Here is an 18,062-nt window from a genome sequence, read left to right on the forward strand (position 1 = left end):
TCTCTGTGCTGACAATGCTTCTTGCAACTCCAGTCGCTTCGATGTACAATGTTGGGTGGTATATTATTCACTCTTAGTTGTCCAACTGTTTCATATAGAATGAAGTTTCATCATTGAAAGGAAGCGTAAGAACATGGCTAATGAGTTTCGCGTATGTGACGATTGTGATGCGACGAACCTAAAAACGTTATTGCCTCGACTTAAATCGGTTGACCCTGATGCAAAAATTGAGATTGGCTGTCAATCGTATTGCGGTCCAGGACGAAAAAAGGCTTTTGCGTTTGTGAACAATCGCCCATTATCCGCACCAACAGAAGATGAGTTACTCGAAAAGGTTCAAAAAAAAGTCAAATAAATGTCACTGAATGTGTTCAGTCGACCTAAAAAGAGGTCCGTCCCTGTCAGGTCGGGCTTTTTACGTCCGTTCAATCTATGAGAACACATTCGCCAGCAAATTCAAGGATGTTTTCGGGAAAAGTTACCCGATATAATAGAAACACGTCTTAAAAAAAGAGGGACGAAACGATGGCGTATCCAAAAGGGAAATTATCCGAAGAAAAGGTATTTAAAGATCCTGTGCACCGCTATGTTCACGTACGGGATGCATTGATATGGGATTTAATCGGAACGAGAGAGTTCCAGCGCCTTAGACGAATTAAACAGCTAGGCACCACTTATTTAACGTTTCATGGGGCAGAACACAGCCGATTTAATCATTCACTCGGTGTATACGAGATTGTCAGACGAATTGTGGATGATGTGTTTAAAGGAAGACCCGAATGGGATGAAGGGGAGCGTGAGCTTGTACTGAGTGCCGCCCTGCTTCATGACCTTGGACATGGTCCGTTTTCTCATTCCTTTGAAAAGGTCTTTCATTTAGATCATGAATCGTTTACAAGAGATATCATTTTAGGGCAGACGGAAGTAAATGAAGTGCTGCGCCGGGTCAGTGACGATTTTCCAAAGCATGTAGCAGAAGTCATTGCCAAAACGTATCAAAACAAACAGGTGGTCAGTTTGATTTCAAGTCAAATTGATGCCGACCGAATGGATTACTTGCAGCGTGATGCTTACTATACAGGCGTCAGCTATGGTCACTTTGATATGGAACGTATTTTACGCGTGATGCGTCCAAGAGAAGATCAGATTGTGATGAAACAGAGCGGGATGCATGCCGTAGAGGATTATATTATGAGCCGCTATCAAATGTACTGGCAAGTGTATTTCCACCCAGTGACCCGCAGCGCGGAGGTCATTTTAACAAAAATCCTCCATCGTGCAAAAGAGCTGCATGAAACTGGCTACATTTTTACACATGCCCCGGTTCATTTTTATTCAATTTTTGAAGGAAATGTCACCACAGAGGACTATATTAAGCTGGATGAATCCATTGTCTTATTTTATTTTCAGGCGTGGGAAGATGAAGAAGATCACGTGCTGGCTGATTTGTGCCGCCGTTTTATGAACCGCCGTTTATTCCAATATACAGAGTTTAATCCTAACGAAGAAATGACGAAATATTTCAAGCTGACTGCTTTGTTCAAAGAAGCAGGAATTGATCCTGACTATTATTTAGTGGTCGATTCTTCCTCTGATTTGCCTTATGACTTTTATAGACCGGGCGAAGAAGAAGAGCGGCTGCCGATCCACCTTTTGACGCAAAGTGGTCATATTAAAGAACTGTCGAGACAGTCAGATATTGTTGACGCCATTTCCGGTAAACGAAGAACCGATCATAAACTTTATTTCCCGATGGACTTAATTGTAGATATGTCGGAAAAAGCTGAAGAAAAGAAGGCGATCATGAAGCTGCTTGGATTGGGATAAGGAAGTACTGAAAAAGGAGATGTCGGGAATTTGTTGAAAGAGCATGCAAAGTTGATGAAGGTGTTCTCTGAATCTGGGGAAATCGTTGGACGGAAGAAGCTGCAAAAAATGATTTACATAGCAAAAAAGCTAGATTTGCCTTTTTACGAGAAATACGATTTTCATTTTTATGGCCCCTATTCAGAGGAGTTGACGCTCAGAATTGAAGAGCTGTGCAACCTTGGATTCTTGGACGAAATGAAGGAAAAAAAGGGCGGATACTATCAATATCGCTATTCGCTGACGGACAATGGGAAAGAGTTTCTCGATCAGTGTGAAGTGGACATGCCTGACCTCAAAGTGCTGACGCAGCAGATGAATGAGCAATCGTCTCGTTTTCTAGAGCTTGTCTCAACGATTTTATACTTTGATGATCTGCCAAAAGATGAGGTAAAGGAAAAGGTCTTCACCATTAAAAGCAAGCAGCGCTATACGGACGAAGAATTTGAGGCAGCCCTTGCTTATATTGATCAGTTGAAGGAATTGAACTAACTTGCAAAAGCCCAATTTTTGGGCTTTTTTTGTTTTGTAAGACCCGGACCGAAAGCGCTATTTTCGAATGAAATGTGTGTCAAAATATCCGAAAAATTAGTGAAAATGACATGTTTCGACTTTCTTCCTGTATATCCAATTCCCTGTTTTTGACTGAATAGAAGGAAAATGGTGAATTTTCAGTGAATATATAACTTTGTGAAAAACAAAGGAGGGATAGGAATGAAAAAGCGTTCAGTCTTTTTGTCATTTTTATTGGTAGGTAGTTTGTTACCGGGGGTAAGTTCAGCTTCAGCACCAGTTGCAAGTGCAGGTCATGGGCATGATCATGGTCATGCACCGTTCGAAACACATATTAGTGAAGGGTTGCCAAAGGCAAACGATTTTAAAGATTTGACGAAGGCACCTCCTATTGAAAGAGATGTGACAACAAAAATTTTAGACGAGTCTGGTAAACAGGTAGGGTCTAGAACCTTTAAAGCAAATACAGGAGATTCGATTTCAACAAAAGCTAGTACAGGCAGTCAGAAAGTGACCGTCTATGCAGTAGCTGATGCGCAGTATCGTGCGAAATATAGTGATTGGCAGACGCGCATTGTCAGCATCATTGAGCAAGCGGATGTGACATTTAACCGTGATCATGATGTGGACTTTGTTGTACAAGCCGTAGGGTCTTGGACGTCTTCAGGATCAAATGCATCACAAATTTTGTCTAACCTTCAGCGTAGCTTTGATGGCAGAGGATACGATTTTGTCACAGGATTTACAGCAAATCCAAACTTTGATGCTGGCGGAATCGCTTATGTTTACAATAGTGCACCGAGCGGAAGTGCATTCAGTGTCAACCTTGATCAAGGAACAGCGAATACAGCAAAAGCGGCTACACATGAATACGGCCATAACTTTGGTTTGCCGCATGACCCTCAAGGCAGCGGAATTGTCTGCTTAATGAATTATGATTATTCTTACACTGTCGATTACTTCGATGCGGCTCATAAAAATCAAGTGAACCGTAATAAAGCTTGGTACAGATAAGGTAAGAGACAAAAGGACAAACACCGAAAAAGTGTTTGTCCTTTTTATATGCTTACAGGTCGCTCATTCGCTTTCCTGCTACAGCATAATGTTCTTTTTTCATTTCTTCAATAATGACAGAGACTTTTTCTGCACCTGCGCCTGTTGTTTCAACAACGGCATCTGTGACTTTCTCCACAAGAGCTCTTTTCTGCTCATCTGTTCTTCCTTCAAGCATTTGAACGGTGATAATTGGCATGGCGAAAACCTCCTTTTTCCTTTCATGCTACGCTTCCCTTTAGTTTAAGGGACTTCTTATAGTATACTGAATGAAGTAAATCATTGTATAGAAAGAAAGAGGGATTCATGCCTTTGGACCAATTTCTTGTTTATCCATTAGAACTGATTCCATATGTCGCCATTACGCTTGTTGTGGCTTTTACGATGCACGAGCTGGCGCATGCATATGTTGCGTATCGTTTTGGAGATCCGACAGCTAAAAATCAAGGGAGACTGACGCTCAATCCATTGAAGCACCTTGATGTTTTCGGGACGATCTTGATCTTTGTGGCTGGGTTTGGCTGGGCGAGGCCTGTACCTGTGAATCGGTACCATTTCAAAAACCCACGTCTCGCAGGGATATGTGTGTCGATCGCTGGACCATTAAGCAATTTGGTTTTGGCATTTTTGGGCTTTTGTGTGTATGCGCTTCTTCAGAAATTTGGTGGGGAGTCGCTCATTCGCTTTGAGCCGGGGGTCGATTATTTCTTCCAAATCTTTATTAACTTGAACGTGATTTTGTTCCTATTTAACTTATTACCGATCCCGCCGCTGGATGGATATCGTATTATTGAGGATGTTGTCAGTCCCGGCATCCGTGCAAAGATGACGCAGTTTGAACAGTATGGAATCATCATTTTCCTCATCTTCGTCATCACACCGCTAGGTCAGTTTGTTTTTGTTCCATTGATCGGAATGCGGGATCAAATCATATACTGGTTTAATCTTATTTTGAAGCCGCTGCTTTAGGAGGTTTAATGAATGGAAGGTAAAAAGAAGAAACCAATTGGTTTTAATATCATTAAAAAAACAGATGCAACGGATGGACATGGAGGTTTTGGGGCAGGTGCCCTCAGCCTTGATAATATCTCGCCAGTCATCATTGATGTGGAGGAAAAGGAAGCCGTCATTGATATTGGTGCGATGCATGCAAGAAGTGCCGTCGAAAAAGGAATTAAATTTTTAAAAACCAAAGAAGAGGTGCCTAACGGAAAACCGTATTGGCTCGTATGGGTGACGATTGACCGCAGAGAAGAGGGGCCATATTATGCAGGCGTCACAGCTTGTGAAATGACGGTTGACCGCTCGATCCGCAGAGGATATAAGTCGCTTCCTGAGCATGTGAATTTAATGGATAAATCCATGAAGCGTAAAATCGTTGTCAATCATATGGATGATGGTTCGAAAAAGGTGCTCGCTGATTTCTTGAAGAGTCACAATGAGGCGTTATGGGAAGCATCCACAGATGAATTAAAAGAAGGATTGGCTGTTCCTGAGTAATTGTGAAATTTTTGTGAAGAATGATGAATGGATACCAATTCCAGTCGTTTTTTCAGTAAACTGGTGTTAAAGCTAGGACATGGAGAATCCCGAGATGCAGATCTCGGGGTTTTTCATGTCCATTTTTAACGCTTCAGCCACTTTTCCCACCATTTCTTAGGCTGTTGATCCTGAGCCGTGTCTTGCTCAGATGCTTTGTTCTCGGCACCGTAGCAGACACCGGTCGGCTCCGTTCCTTCTATAAAATAGGTAAATACCTTTGATTCGCATCCTGGGCCTGCGAGATCACCCGTTTTTGGATTGATATATACGCCTTTTACACCGTCTGGCGGCATGAAGGAGGAGGCTGGCTGGTTTGAGAGGGCTGATTCCATAAAGGAAGCCCATATCTTTTTCGCATAGGCGGTTTCTGTGACCGAGTCAATGGTGCGTCCTTTATCGTAGCCGGTCCACACACCTGTGACGAGCTGGGGAGAGAAGCCGATCATCCAGCTGTCAGCGCCTGTCGTCCCCGATTTTCCTCCATAATTTCTGGTAAGATCTTTTGAAATGGTACGTCCTGTGACACTTGTATAGCCATTTAATTGATCATTGAACATCCCTGACATCATGTCAGTGGTAACAAATGCTGCTTTTTCATCTAGTACTTGCTCTCGTTTTTGTTTCTCCTCAAATAGTACGTTGCCCTTTGCGTCCGTTACTTTCGTAATAAAGGTTGGTTTGACGCGTTTTCCTCCATTGACCAGCATCGCGTAAGCATTGGTCATTTCGATTGGTTTGACAGGTGAGGTACCTAGCGCAAGTGAAGGCACTTGATCTAGTTTTTCGTGAATCCCAAACGTCTTGCCTGCACGTACGAGCTGTTCCATTCCTAAAAATAGATGGGTTTTGACCGCATAAATGTTATCAGATAGAGCCAAAGCCTGAAGCATCGTAATACCGTCATTGGCGTAATAGCCGTGATAGTTGCTTGGGGAATAAGCAGCGCCGCTTCCTTGTTCATCCAGTTCAAAAACGGTTTCCTCACTGCGCATCACCGTTGCTGGAGTGAACCCATTTTGCAAGGCCATGTAATAGAGAAGTGGTTTCATTGTTGAACCGGGCTGTCTTTTCGCTTGTGTGACCCGGTTGAATGGGCTTTTCTCATAATCTCTTCCCCCGATGAGTGCAAGCACATGACCTGTCTGGGGATGAATGGCGGTTAAGCCGATTTGGATATCTGATTCAGCATCCATGATGTTGGTTAAAGTCTTTTCAGCGATTTTTTGTAATTCAGGTTGTAAGGTCGTTTCGATATGAAGACCATACGTTTCAATTTGTTCCTCGGTTAAGCCCAGCGTTTGTTTTAGTTCACGAATCACATCATCATAAAAATATGGGGCCTGCTTTGCTTGCAGCTGCTTTTGCTTGAGCGGGCGATAGGACAGCTTTTCCTTGCTGGCATCAGCAGCCGCTTTTTTCGTAATCATGCCAACCTCTTGCATTTGCCTCAGAATCATATTCTTTCTTGCGCTGGCTTTCTCCTCATTCACATAAGGGGAGTAGAGAGAAGGCCCCTTTGGAATCCCGGCAAGCAAGGCAGACTCAGCTAAAGTTAAGTTCTTCGCTTTTTTTCCAAAGTAAAGGCGGGATGCCGCTTCCACGCCGTATGCGCCGTGGCCATAATAAATGGTGTTCAAGTATCCTTCTAATATCTCATCTTTTGTATAGTTTTGTTCTAAGCGGATCGTGTAAAAGGCTTCATTCCACTTCCGCTTCCATGTTTTATCATGATCTAAATATAAATTTCGTGCGTATTGCTGGGTGATCGTGCTGGCGCCTTGTACCTTTGCCATTGCACGAATATCTGCCACCGCAGCACCTGCCATTCGTTTCACGTCAAAGCCGTGATGCTGATAAAAGGTTTTATCCTCAACTGCGACCACCGCCTGCTGTATATGAGGGGACATGTCCTTTAACGGAACCCAGTATCTCTTTTCTCCAAAGCTTGATTCGCCAAGTTTAGACCCATCGGCTGCATAAATGGTCGTGGATTGGGGAACTTGAACAGAGGGAGCGCCTTGCCACTTAGCTAGTAAAAGAATCGTCAAAAAGACTGTGCCTGCAAATAGAAAAGCGAGCAAGCCGATAAAAAAACAGGCCCGAATCGTTTTCACGGTCATGCGGATTTTTTTATTACTCATGATTGTGTCCATGCAAAGCCCCCATTTTGACGGTTTTTTATCAGTATGGGACAAAGAAAACCGTTTTAAACAGGCGACTGCAAGGGTGTGTTTTAAAAATGAAGTTATCTCATGCGGTTCTTTACAATTTGATATGAATCCACTATACTTTTTTCTTGGACAATCGATATAGTCATAGCCGATAAAAGGCGCTAACAATAGATGTTTGTTTATTATTGGATGAGAGGAAGATGAACAATGAGCGAACTTTGGTATACAGAGAAGCAAACGAAGAATTTTGGCATTACATTGAAGGTGAACAAAACTCTTCACACAGAACAAACAGATTTTCAGCATTTAGAAATGGTGGAAACAGAAGAGTTTGGCAATATGCTGTTTTTAGACGGTATGGTGATGACATCAGAGAAAGATGAGTTTGTATACCACGAAATGGTGGCACATGTTCCTCTTTTCACTCATCCAAATCCGGAAAATGTTCTTGTCGTAGGCGGAGGAGACGGTGGTGTCATTCGTGAAATCCTGAAGCATCCAAGTGTGAAAAAAGCGACACTTGTTGATATTGATGGCAAGGTCATTGAATACTCGAAGAAGTTCCTTCCTTCAATTGCTGGGAAACTAGACGATCCTCGTGTAGAGGTGAAAGTCGGAGACGGCTTTATGCACATTGCGGAAGCTGACAACGAATATGACGTGATCATGGTTGACTCAACTGAGCCAGTTGGACCAGCTGTAAACCTGTTCTCTAAAGGTTTCTATGCAGGAATCTCAAAAGCACTCAAAGAAGACGGTATTTTCGTTGCACAAACGGACAACCCTTGGTTCACACCTGAGTTAATTACAAATGTACAGCGTGATGTAAAAGAAATTTTCCCGATTACCAAGCTATATACAGCGAATATCCCAACATATCCAAGCGGTCTTTGGACATTTACTATCGGTTCTAAGAAGTATGATCCACTTGCTGTAGAAGACAGCCGCTTCTTTGATATCGATACGAAATATTACACAAAAGAATTGCACAAAGCGGCATTCGTTCTGCCGAAATTTGTGAGCGACTTAATCAAATAAATCAAGCGAAGTGGAAATGCGCAAATGAAAGTTTGCGCATTTTTTGAAGCGTAAAAGGAGGAATCTTGCATGAGATTCGACGAGGCTTATTCAGGAAAAGTGTTTATTGGAAGTCATCCGACATGGGAAGATGCGAAAGTCATTTTATACGGGATGCCGATGGATTGGACCGTCAGTTACCGTCCCGGCTCACGTTTTGGCCCGAACCGTATTCGTGAAGTATCCATTGGATTAGAGGAATACAGCCCTTATTTAGATCGTGAACTGCACGAGGTGCCATTCTTTGATGCTGGCGACATCCCGCTTCCATTTGGCAATGCACAGAAAAGCTTAGATTTAATTGAAGAGTATGTTGACAGCATTTTAGAAAAAGGGAAGTTTCCATTAGGAATGGGCGGCGAGCATCTTGTGTCTTGGCCGGTTTTCCGTGCGATGTATAAGAAATACCCTGATTTGGCCATCATCCATATGGACGCACATACCGATCTTCGTGAGGAATATGAGGGTGAGCCGCTTTCACATTCGACACCGATTCGTAAAGTGGCAGGACTTATTGGACCTGAAAATGTATACTCTTTCGGCATCCGTTCTGGGATGAAAGAAGAATTTGAATGGGCAAAAGAAGCAGGTATGCACATTTCTAAATTTGAAGTGCTGGAGCCATTGAAGCAAGTATTGCCAAAGCTGAAAGGCCGCCCAGTTTATGTGACAATTGACATCGATGTACTTGACCCGGCACATGCGCCTGGTACTGGAACTGTGGATGCTGGCGGTATTACGTCAAAAGAATTACTGGCATCCATTCATGCCATTGCTGATTCTGATGTGCATGTCGTCGGTGCAGACCTTGTAGAGGTAGCGCCTGTATATGATCATTCCGATCAAACGGCGAATACAGCAAGCAAACTTTTACGAGAAATGCTGCTTGGATTTGTGAAATAACATTGATAGAGGAGCTTGTCATCTCACATGGACAAGCTCTTTTTTTACATTGGTGACATGATAAAGGAGGCAGGTCGTGTTTTCTTCTGTATTGATGGTATTACTCGCTTTATGTGTGTTAGCGGCAGGCTTTCTTACGCTGAAAAGAGAGCTTGCAGCGAGTCCGCCCACGTTCACCTCGAAAAAAGAGGCAAAGGATGAGATGGTTCATCTGTTTCAGGATCGAGGCTTTTTCTATCTCACTGGCATCGCGCTGTTTATGCTATTTGTTTATAAGCAAGGGCATCTTCTCCCATTTGATTTCTTTCAGGCATTTTTGGCAAGTTCAGGTATCCAAGCACTGTTTTATCTCATCAATCGAAAAAGCGCAGGGCTCAAGACTGGACTCGTGATAGGCGTGAGCTTCATTTTTCTTTTTTTCTAAAGAGACAGGTGAAGATCAAAAATGGGGTTTCATCCACACGAAGATGAGAAATGATGGGATGATAGGCAATCGGGATTATGGTATACTATTTTAGTTAAACGGGTCTTAGCAAAGGAAGTGCAAAATGACACAAAACCAAATTTCAATTCATGTAAAGTCAGTGATGAAACCAGAGACGGAACCGGCTGAAACGATCGAATTCCGAACAACTGGAACGTATCAAGAGAAGAATGACAAAACGTATCTCACTTACCATGAAGAACATGAAATGGGTCAAGTAAAAACTGTTGTCAAAATAAGTGAAAAAGAAATTTTTGTCATGAGATCAGGTGCAATTCAAATGAAGCAGCGCTTTCTCATTGGAGAAACGACCGTGACACATTACACGATGCCATTTGGCACACTTCAGCTCGATGTGCACACACATGGCATTGATCTTGATGTAGACAATGGGCTTCTGCACATTACGTACGATATGCTGACAGGTGAAGATCAAAAGCATTTACATACATTATCGATTTCATATAAGGAGGATTTACGTTCATGAATATCGCAGAACAGGTCAAAGATGCGTTAAAAGAAGAAATCATTGCGGCAGTCGTCAAAGCAGGACTTGCTGATGAAAGCCAGGTGCCGGATGTTCTTTTGGAAGTGCCAAAAGACAAAACTCACGGTGATTATTCCACCAATATGGCGATGCAGCTTGCTCGCATTGCGAAAAAAGCACCTCGTCAAATCGCCGAGGACATTGTGAATGCATTTGATAAAGGCAAAGCGTCAATCGAAAAACTGGATATTGCAGGTCCAGGATTCATCAACTTTTATATGAACAATCAATATTTAACGAAACTGATTCCGGCAGTTCTTGAAGCAAAAGAGGCTTATGGCGAAACGAATACAGGCGGCGGTCAAAAAGTGCAAGTCGAATTCGTCTCAGCCAACCCAACAGGTGACCTTCATCTTGGACATGCCCGCGGTGCAGCTGTAGGAGATTCTCTTTGCAACATCCTTGATAAAGCAGGCTTCGACGTGAGCCGTGAATACTATATCAACGATGCAGGCAATCAGATCAATAACCTTGCTCTATCTGTAGAAGTACGTTACTTTGAGGCGCTCGGTCTTGAAAAAGAAATGCCAGAGGACGGGTACAGAGGAGAAGACATCAAAGGCATCGGGCAGAAACTGGCTGATGAATTTGGTGACCGTTTCGTGCATGAATCAGAAGAAGAGCGTATGAAATTCTTCCGTGAGTACGGTTTAAAATATGAACTAGAAAAACTACGTGTCGACCTAGAGAATTTCCGTGTCCCATTTGATGTGTGGTATTCTGAAACGTCTTTATATGAAAACGGAAAAATCGAACCAGCGCTAGAAACACTTCGCGCTAAAGGCTATGTCTTTGAAGAAGATGGCGCAACATGGTTACGTTCAACTGATTTTGGTGATGACAAGGACCGTGTCCTGATTAAAAAAGACGGCAGCTTCACGTACTTGCTTCCAGATATCGCATATCACAAGGACAAATTAGACAGAGGCTTTGACCAGCTCATCAACATTTGGGGAGCGGATCATCACGGCTACATTCCTCGAATGAAAGCGGCGATCCAAGCACTCGGATATCCAGAGGACAAACTGGAAGTCGAAATCATTCAGCTTGTTCACCTTTACAAAAACGGTGAAAAGATGAAAATGAGTAAACGTACAGGTAAAGCCGTCACAATGCGTGACTTGATTGAAGAAGTGGGCTTAGATGCTACTCGTTATTTCTTTGCGATGAGAAGTGCGGCGACACATATGGACTTTGACTTAGACTTAGCGATTTCTACGTCTAACGAAAACCCTGTGTACTACGCGCAATATGCACATGCGAGAATTTGCAGCATGCTCCGTCAAGGGGAAGAAAAAGGCTACGAGCCAAACCTTGAAAAAGCAGATTTCTCTCACATTCAGTCCGATAAAGAATACGATCTTCTGAAAATCATCGGCAGCTTCCCAGAGGTTGTAGCAGAAGCAGCAGAAAAACGTATTCCGCACCGCGTCACAAACTATATCTATGATCTAGCATCAGCCCTTCACAGTTTCTACAATGCCGAGAAGGTCATTGATGTTGAAAATGAAACAAAAACAACAGCACGTCTATCGCTCATGAAAGCAACACAAATCACGCTTGCGAATGCATTAAAACTCATTGGCGTATCTGCACCGGAAAAAATGTAATGCAAAAAGCCCCGCTCTATTTTATGAGCGGGGCTTCTTTATATAAAAAACCCGCTATTCTCGAGAAATAGCGGGTTTTGAAAAATTAACCAAGCGTATTAATGATGTTAGAAATAGAATCAAATAATTGGCTAAGTACATCAGAGAACATAGAGCATATCCTCCTTTCGGAAAGCATGTAGTATGTGCGTGTCATAGGAATTACCCAAGTGTGTTAATAATGTTAGAAATAGAATCAAATAATTGGCTAAGTACATCGGAAAACATAGTTTGTATCCTCCCTTCAGCAAGCATGTAGTATGTGTGCGTTAATGGGATTATCCAAGTGTATTGATAATGTTAGAGATAGAATCGAATAATTGGCTAAGTACATCAGAAAACATAGTTTGTATCCTCCCTTCGGCAAGCATGTAGTATGTGTGCGTTAATGGGATTATCCAAGTGTATTAATAATGTTAGAGATAGAATCGAATAATTGGCTAAGTACATCAGAGAACATGTTTTTGCCTCCTCTCTTTTCTTTTTACATCTACTTAACGAAGGGGATGAAGGATTGGATCACTTTTTCTAAAAAAATTTTAAAAAGAAATAAAGGCATAGAAAAAGCACCCTCATATGTGGGTGCTTTTTAGGTTTTATTTATGCATGAACACGCCATTGTATTTGTCCGCCGTCGCAGGAGAGCTCGGCACTCCCGCCAATCGGCAAGGTGAAGACCGGCTGTGTATGTCCGATATCGACATCGTAAATCACTGGAATGTGTTGAAGCATTGGGTGCTTATCTAGAATGAACCTCAAATGTTCCTCTGTCATCTTGGATTTCTTTTGAAAACGTCCGATGATTAACCCTTTAATGGATTCGGCATGCTGCAAAAGCGAGGCAAGGTCTCTGGCGAATGTTTCAGGAAAGACCAAGTCATCATCTTCTACAAATAAGATGGCATCCTTGATGCGAGGCATAAAGGGTGTCCCTTGCAGTAAGTTCAGTGTACAAAGATTTCCGCCATACAAGGTGCCTTCAGCTGTTCCTTCCTGATAAATCCCCCATGTTGTCGGATGAAACTGCCTATTTGCTTGATCAAGATACCACGCATCATCACTCCACTTTGTAGAAGGGGTGACATCAAATGGCTCGCTACTCATCACGCACGCTTGAAACATGGCTGTCTGCTCCTCTTGTCCTTGTTCCATTTGGAAACTGGAGAAATGAGGGCCTGAGTACGTCACCATGTCACATTTGGCGGTAATGGCGTTTGCAAGTGCGGTAATATCACTGTAGCCGCAAAGAACTTTTGGGTGTTGACGAATCAAATCATAATCTATATAAGGCAAGAGCTCATTGCAGTTAAAGCCGCCGATTGCTGTCAAAATGCCGTCGACTTCATCATTTGAGAATGCCTCATGTAGATCAGATAAACGGTGTTCAATAGAAGAAGAGGAATGCAGATCACATTCAAACACGTGTTTTCCGAAAGAAATAGTAAATCCTAATGCCTCTAAATGTTTTTTGGCCTGAGCCATTCCTTCTTCTGATAAAATGCTGGCACTTCGGCTTGGAGCAATTACCCGAATGTGGCTTCCCTTTTTTAAAGCAGATGGTGTACGCATAAGTCATTCGTCCTTTCCTTCACATATTTTCCATTATATCGGATCAAAACGCTCCAGTCTGTAAAAGCTAAAAGAAAGCAGCAGATCGTGCGTTTCAGACAAGCTGTGCAAAGGGTATGGAAAAGAAAAAGACAGAATGAGGGCGGAGAATGTGAAAAAGAGGAGACTGGAATTTCTATTTTTATATTTCATGATATTCGGGGCATATGTGGTGTTTTGGTGGCCGGTTCCAGCGTGGGGTTTTCAGCTTTACGCAGCTAGTTATATCGCCATCATTTTATTTAGTATTATCTCGCTTATGCTAGAGAACCGGACATCACAGCACACGCTGTTATGGATGTATGTACTGATCTTTTTCCCGATCATCGGCTATATGTTTTATTTGTTCTCAGGACAGCTATATGTCAAAGGACATTTGTTTAAATCAAAGAGAATGTATAACCGAGAAAAATTACGCAGAATATCAGAGCTTGAGAGTAAACCGGATGAGACGCGTTTAACCGATAATCAGCGTGCTTTTTTTCATTACACAGAAAAAGCGACAGGGATGCATGTAAATACAAATAGTGATATGGAGATTTTAAAGAATGGAGAGGAAACCTTTCCACGTATTTTTGAAGAATTAAAAAAGGCAAAAACGTTCATCCATATAGAATATTACATGTTCAAATCTGATTTCCTCGGTCACCGGATGATGGAGATCCTGATTGAAAAAGTGAAAGAAGGAGTAGAGGTTCGCTTCATCTATGATGCAGCTGGCAGCATTCGCTTCTCACGAAAAGATATTAAACGATTGAAGCAGGCGGGGATAAAGGTCGCTCCTTTTCTGCCATTAAAATACGGATTCTTTAATCAAAAATTCAATTTCCGAAATCACCGAAAAATCGTGATTATTGATGGTGAAACAGGATTTGTTGGCGGGCTCAATGTCGGGAAGGAATATGTAGGACGCGATGAAAACATCGGCTTTTGGCGTGACACGCATACGATGTTAAAGGGTGAAGCCGTTCAGACACTTCACTCCATATTTATGCTGGACTGGGAGTATGTATCAGATGAAGTGTTAATTGATGATCCGAAATATCACACCCCGCATTCTGTGACAGGAGAAGATGTCATTCAGGTCGTGCCGACTGGACCTGATATGAAGGAAAGTATGAGTGATTTATATGACGCACTCATTTCGAATGCACAGCAATTTGTCTGGATTGCGACGCCTTATTTTGTCCCAAATGAATCCATTCGCACAGCGTTAAAAATTGCGGCGACAAGAGGGGTGGATGTGCGTGTGATGGTGCCTGAGATTAATGATGGATTTCTCACGCAATACGCCACACGATCTTATTTTTCTGAGCTTTTGAAAGAGGGCATCAAGGTATATCACTATCAAAAAGGATTCATGCATCAAAAGGTCATGATTGCAGACGGAGAACTTGCCTCTGTCGGAACGGCCAATGTTGATATGAGAAGCTTCCAACTCAATTTTGAGGTCAATGTCTTTACAGCGGCAAAGAAACCGATCGAACAATTGATGGCTCATTATGAGGAAGATATGAAAGAATGTGAGCAAATGGGGCCTGTTCATTTTTATAAAAGGGGCTTAAAGGAACGTTTAAAGGAATCGTTTGCGCGATTGTTTTCAGGTGTATTGTGAGGGCTTCCAGGGAAAGAAATCATTTCCTGATCTAGTATTTCGATAATGATTCCTCTATAATTGAAAATGATTATCAATTATAGAGGAAGTGAGGTTCTTTTACATATGCTAAAACGCTTTTTTGCCTATTACAGGCCCTATCGTGGTCTGTTCTTTTTAGATTTCTTTTGTGCTGTGGCCGTCGGACTCATGGAACTAGGTTTCCCGCTGATCGTGAACTACTTCATTGATACATTATTACCAACAGGGAACTGGACGGTCATTGCCTGGACCGCACTTGCGCTGTTTGTCATTTACGCACTCAGCTCAGTGATGCAATTTATCGTGTCGTATTGGGGGCACATGCTTGGCATTAACATTGAGACCGATATGAGAAAAAAGCTATTTGATCATTTTCAGCGTCTGTCCTTTAAATTTTTTGATAACAACAAAACGGGTAAGCTTATGTCTCGAATGACAAATGACCTCATGTACATTGGTGAGGTGGCGCATCACGGACCTGAGGATTTGTTTATTGCGATTATGACCATTCTTGGCGCCTTTGCCGTCATGCTCATGATTAACTGGCAGCTTGCCATTTTAACCTTCTTGATTATGCCAGTTATCATCTGGTTAGCCCTTCATTTTAATAAAAAAATGACACAGGCGATTACACAACTCAACAATGACATTGGAGATTTTCATGCAAGGGTTGAAAACAATATTGGCGGTATTCGTCTTGTTCAAGCCTTTGCAAATGAACATTTTGAGAAAAAGCGTTTTGCTGAAAATAACAACCGCTTTCGAAAAGCGAAACTTCTTTCCTATAAAATTATGTCAGTTAACGGATCAATCAGCTATATTCTCACAAGGCTTGTGACGCTGTTTGTCCTTCTGGCAGGTACATGGTTTGTTCTTCAAGGTCAATTAACGGCAGGCGGATTTATTGCCTTTGTCTTGATCACAAATGTGTTATTCAGACCCATTGATAAGATCAACACGGTGATTGAAATGTATCCAAAAGGCATTGCCGGTTTTAAAAGCTATGTCGATTTGCTTGAAACAGAGCCAGATGTGAAGGATACAGAAGGAGCACGTGATCTTTACGGCTTGAAAGGTGAAATTGAGTATCGAAACGTGACATTTGGCTACGATGAGCACAGTCATGTATTAAAGGATATCAACTTGAAGATTAAACAAGGGGAAACTGTTGCGTTTGTCGGGCCATCAGGAGCGGGGAAATCGACCATTTGTAGTCTGCTGCCTCGTTTTTATGATGTGGACGAAGGAGACATCACCATTGATGGTGTGAGCACAAAATCTATGACCTTGTCCTCTTTAAGACAGCAGATTGGCATTGTGCAGCAGGATGTCTTTTTATTCTCAGGCACCATTCGTGAAAACATTGCGTACGGCAACCTAGAAGCGAGTGATGCAGACATTTGGGAGGCGGTGCGACGTGCCCATTTAGAGGAGCTCGTTCAGCGTTTCCCAGAAGGGTTGAATACGGTCATTGGTGAACGCGGCGTTAAGCTATCCGGCGGTCAAAAGCAACGCCTGTCAATTGCACGGATGTTTTTGAAAAACCCGTCTATTCTTATTTTGGATGAAGCGACGTCAGCGCTTGATACAGAAACAGAAAAAGCGATCCAAGACGCACTAAGCGAACTGGCAGTCGGCCGGACGACACTCGTCATTGCTCACCGCCTTGCAACAATTAAACATGCAGACCGAATCATCGTCGTGACAGAGGAAGGCATTGAAGAACAAGGCCGCCATCAAGACTTAATCCAAATGGGCGGCGTCTATAGCAGACTGCACGAAGCGCAGTTTGGTCATTGAAGAGAAGTGATTGAATGAGTCCAGCTATTAAGCTGGGCTCTTTTTCGTATTGAGATATTTGCGACGCTGGTCATCAGTTTTACTGTCATCATATTTGGCCTGTTTAAGCTGTTAAATTGAAGTGTACTTTATTTTTAAATCGAGGCCCTTTTGAAAAAGGGCTTTTTTTGCTAGGATAGTAAAAACTCGTGTAGGAAGGATCTGATGGAATGAAGGGGCTTCGGCGTTTACAGAAGGGCGATAAAATAGGTATTTATTCTCCCTCAAGTCCAGCATCTGCTACCTCGCCTCTTAGGTATGAGCGGGCGAAGGAATGGCTTGAACAAAAAGGATTCATTGTGGTACCAGGATCATTAACAGGGAAAGAGGATCACTATCGTTCGGGAACGATTCAAGAACGAGCAGCTGAGCTGAATGAGCTGATGGCGAGAGAAGATTTGTCCTGTATCATGTCGATGATCGGGGGGACGAACTCGAATAGTTTGCTGCCTTATCTCGACTTTGAGCTGCTGATGAAGCATCCGAAAATCATGATTGGTTATTCAGATGCGACGGCGATTCTTTTAGCGGCTTATGAAAAAACGGGTCTGCCTGCTTTTTACGGGCCTGCACTTGTGCCGTCTTTTGGAGAGTTTGAACCATTTGTCAATCATACATATCAATCTTTCGAGGACATTCTCATTCATCCGCAGCCCATCCCATATCAGGTGAAAAAACCGCCCTTCTGGACGGACGAACGGATCAACTGGGAAGAGAAAATACGAGAAAAAGAAAAACGTCCAAACGATTGGATGTGCGTCATTGAAGGGCAGGCAGAAGGCAGACTGATCGGCGGGAACCTAAATGCCATGTATGGCATATGGGGAAGTGAATTCATGCCTCAAATCCAAAAGGGCGATATCCTTCTCATTGAAGATTGTATGAAAACCGCCTCCATCGTCGAAAAGAACTTCTCTCTGTTAAAGATAAATGGTGTGTTTGAACGGGTATCTGGTATCCTTTTAGGGAAACATGAGCTGTTTGATGATGAAGGGACGGGCAAAAGGCCGCACGATCTCTTACTTGAAGTACTGGGAGATACAAAGAGGCCGCTCATTGCGGAATTTGACAGTGCCCATACGCACCCGATGCTCACGATGCCAATCGGTACACAAGTAAAAATGAATGCAACGTCACGCGAGGTTTGGCTGACAGAAGCATGGATATAAGAAAA

General features: G+C 42.7%; 17 protein-coding genes. 14 read left to right on the top strand and 3 right to left on the bottom strand.

The window, feature by feature from the left end; genetic code table 11:
* Window positions 1-133: 133 nt before the first annotated feature.
* The 4 genes from ACRRMM_RS10805 (at window position 134) to ACRRMM_RS10820 (ending at window position 3,393) form a co-directional block, all read left to right on the top strand.
* Window positions 134-355: a DUF1450 domain-containing protein gene (locus ACRRMM_RS10805; RefSeq protein ID WP_003215259.1), complete on the top strand. Its 222-nt coding sequence runs from the start codon at window positions 134-136 to the stop codon at window positions 353-355.
* A gap of 170 nt (window positions 356-525) precedes the next feature.
* A complete protein-coding gene (locus ACRRMM_RS10810; protein ID WP_007497716.1) occupies window positions 526-1,827 on the top strand; it encodes an HD domain-containing protein in 1,302 nt (433 codons plus the stop codon).
* Between the two features lie 30 nt (window positions 1,828-1,857).
* Complete coding sequence (locus tag ACRRMM_RS10815) at window positions 1,858-2,358, top strand: YwgA family protein (protein WP_007497715.1); 501 nt, start codon at window positions 1,858-1,860, stop codon at window positions 2,356-2,358.
* A gap of 222 nt (window positions 2,359-2,580) precedes the next feature.
* A complete protein-coding gene (locus tag ACRRMM_RS10820; RefSeq protein WP_035389836.1) occupies window positions 2,581-3,393 on the top strand; it encodes a zinc-dependent metalloprotease in 813 nt (270 codons plus the stop codon).
* A 52-nt stretch (window positions 3,394-3,445) separates the two neighbouring features.
* On the opposite strand, the gene ACRRMM_RS10825 is transcribed toward ACRRMM_RS10820, so the two are convergent.
* On the bottom strand, window positions 3,446-3,631 hold the full coding sequence (locus ACRRMM_RS10825) for a 2-hydroxymuconate tautomerase (RefSeq protein WP_008343530.1): 186 nt from the start codon (window positions 3,629-3,631) through the stop codon (window positions 3,446-3,448).
* A 107-nt stretch (window positions 3,632-3,738) separates the two neighbouring features.
* Here ACRRMM_RS10825 and ACRRMM_RS10830 point away from each other — a divergent pair, with 107 nt between their 5' ends.
* A complete protein-coding gene (locus ACRRMM_RS10830; protein WP_050826697.1) occupies window positions 3,739-4,401 on the top strand; it encodes a site-2 protease family protein in 663 nt (220 codons plus the stop codon).
* A gap of 12 nt (window positions 4,402-4,413) precedes the next feature.
* Window positions 4,414-4,932 carry a YwhD family protein gene (locus ACRRMM_RS10835; RefSeq protein ID WP_046526740.1) on the top strand — a complete coding sequence of 173 codons (519 nt, stop codon included), beginning with the start codon at window positions 4,414-4,416 and terminating at the stop codon, window positions 4,930-4,932.
* A 125-nt stretch (window positions 4,933-5,057) separates the two neighbouring features.
* Here the strand turns inward: ACRRMM_RS10835 and ACRRMM_RS10840 are convergent, their stop codons facing one another.
* The gene (locus ACRRMM_RS10840) at window positions 5,058-7,127 is read right to left on the bottom strand and encodes a transglycosylase domain-containing protein (RefSeq protein ID WP_428828661.1); all 2,070 of its coding nucleotides are present in this window, start codon (window positions 7,125-7,127) and stop codon (window positions 5,058-5,060) included.
* 225 nt (window positions 7,128-7,352) lie between these two features.
* Between ACRRMM_RS10840 and speE the strand changes: the two genes are divergently transcribed.
* The 5 genes from speE to argS all read left to right on the top strand — a co-directional run bounded on the left by speE (window position 7,353) and on the right by argS (window position 11,766).
* Entirely contained in the window at window positions 7,353-8,183 is an 831-nt protein-coding gene (speE, locus tag ACRRMM_RS10845; protein WP_017360074.1) for a spermidine synthase, read from the top strand.
* 69 nt (window positions 8,184-8,252) lie between these two features.
* Complete coding sequence (gene speB / locus ACRRMM_RS10850) at window positions 8,253-9,125, top strand: agmatinase (protein ID WP_142153038.1); 873 nt, start codon at window positions 8,253-8,255, stop codon at window positions 9,123-9,125.
* 76 nt (window positions 9,126-9,201) lie between these two features.
* Complete coding sequence (locus tag ACRRMM_RS10855; RefSeq protein ID WP_035389831.1) at window positions 9,202-9,549, top strand: hypothetical protein; 348 nt, start codon at window positions 9,202-9,204, stop codon at window positions 9,547-9,549.
* Window positions 9,550-9,673: 124 nt separating this feature from the next.
* A complete protein-coding gene (locus tag ACRRMM_RS10860) occupies window positions 9,674-10,096 on the top strand; it encodes a DUF1934 domain-containing protein (RefSeq protein WP_007497707.1) in 423 nt (140 codons plus the stop codon).
* The gene (gene argS / locus ACRRMM_RS10865) at window positions 10,093-11,766 is read left to right on the top strand and encodes an arginine--tRNA ligase (RefSeq protein ID WP_017360071.1); all 1,674 of its coding nucleotides are present in this window, start codon (window positions 10,093-10,095) and stop codon (window positions 11,764-11,766) included. Before ACRRMM_RS10860 ends, argS begins: the two co-directional genes overlap by 4 nt.
* A gap of 639 nt (window positions 11,767-12,405) precedes the next feature.
* Here the strand turns inward: argS and ACRRMM_RS10870 are convergent.
* Window positions 12,406-13,374 carry a S66 family peptidase gene (locus ACRRMM_RS10870; RefSeq protein ID WP_236810122.1) on the bottom strand — a complete coding sequence of 323 codons (969 nt, stop codon included), beginning with the start codon at window positions 13,372-13,374 and terminating at the stop codon, window positions 12,406-12,408.
* Between the two features lie 151 nt (window positions 13,375-13,525).
* On the opposite strand from ACRRMM_RS10870, the gene cls reads away from it, so the two are divergent.
* From cls to ACRRMM_RS10885, 3 genes are all read left to right on the top strand, one after another.
* The gene (gene cls / locus ACRRMM_RS10875; RefSeq protein ID WP_236810121.1) at window positions 13,526-15,028 is read left to right on the top strand and encodes a cardiolipin synthase; all 1,503 of its coding nucleotides are present in this window, start codon (window positions 13,526-13,528) and stop codon (window positions 15,026-15,028) included.
* Window positions 15,029-15,133: 105 nt separating this feature from the next.
* Entirely contained in the window at window positions 15,134-16,849 is a 1,716-nt protein-coding gene (locus tag ACRRMM_RS10880) for an ABC transporter ATP-binding protein (protein ID WP_017368229.1), read from the top strand.
* Window positions 16,850-17,058: 209 nt separating this feature from the next.
* Entirely contained in the window at window positions 17,059-18,057 is a 999-nt protein-coding gene (locus tag ACRRMM_RS10885; RefSeq protein ID WP_407974526.1) for a S66 family peptidase, read from the top strand.
* Window positions 18,058-18,062 lie beyond the last annotated feature (5 nt).

This window comes from Bacillus sp. XT-4 (assembly GCF_050864245.1).
Classification (GTDB): Bacteria; Bacillota; Bacilli; order Bacillales; family Bacillaceae; genus Bacillus; species Bacillus altitudinis.

What these genes read in the sequence shown, in the direction of transcription:
- ACRRMM_RS10880 (WP_017368229.1), top strand. Translation starts at nt 15,134, where the DNA reads ATGCTAAAACGCTTTTTTGCCTATTACAGGCCCTATCGTGGTCTGTTC.
- ACRRMM_RS10860 (WP_007497707.1), top strand. Translation starts at nt 9,674, where the DNA reads ATGACACAAAACCAAATTTCAATTCATGTAAAGTCAGTGATGAAACCA.
- ACRRMM_RS10835 (WP_046526740.1), top strand. Translation starts at nt 4,414, where the DNA reads ATGGAAGGTAAAAAGAAGAAACCAATTGGTTTTAATATCATTAAAAAA.
- ACRRMM_RS10825 (WP_008343530.1), bottom strand. Translation starts at nt 3,631, where the DNA reads ATGCCAATTATCACCGTTCAAATGCTTGAAGGAAGAACAGATGAGCAG.
- ACRRMM_RS10830 (WP_050826697.1), top strand. Translation starts at nt 3,739, where the DNA reads ATGCCTTTGGACCAATTTCTTGTTTATCCATTAGAACTGATTCCATAT.
- argS (WP_017360071.1), top strand. Translation starts at nt 10,093, where the DNA reads ATGAATATCGCAGAACAGGTCAAAGATGCGTTAAAAGAAGAAATCATT.
- ACRRMM_RS10805 (WP_003215259.1), top strand. Translation starts at nt 134, where the DNA reads ATGGCTAATGAGTTTCGCGTATGTGACGATTGTGATGCGACGAACCTA.
- ACRRMM_RS10885 (WP_407974526.1), top strand. Translation starts at nt 17,059, where the DNA reads ATGAAGGGGCTTCGGCGTTTACAGAAGGGCGATAAAATAGGTATTTAT.
- ACRRMM_RS10870 (WP_236810122.1), bottom strand. Translation starts at nt 13,374, where the DNA reads ATGCGTACACCATCTGCTTTAAAAAAGGGAAGCCACATTCGGGTAATT.
- ACRRMM_RS10840 (WP_428828661.1), bottom strand. Translation starts at nt 7,127, where the DNA reads ATGGACACAATCATGAGTAATAAAAAAATCCGCATGACCGTGAAAACG.
- ACRRMM_RS10810 (WP_007497716.1), top strand. Translation starts at nt 526, where the DNA reads ATGGCGTATCCAAAAGGGAAATTATCCGAAGAAAAGGTATTTAAAGAT.
- speE (WP_017360074.1), top strand. Translation starts at nt 7,353, where the DNA reads ATGAGCGAACTTTGGTATACAGAGAAGCAAACGAAGAATTTTGGCATT.
- ACRRMM_RS10820 (WP_035389836.1), top strand. Translation starts at nt 2,581, where the DNA reads ATGAAAAAGCGTTCAGTCTTTTTGTCATTTTTATTGGTAGGTAGTTTG.
- speB (WP_142153038.1), top strand. Translation starts at nt 8,253, where the DNA reads ATGAGATTCGACGAGGCTTATTCAGGAAAAGTGTTTATTGGAAGTCAT.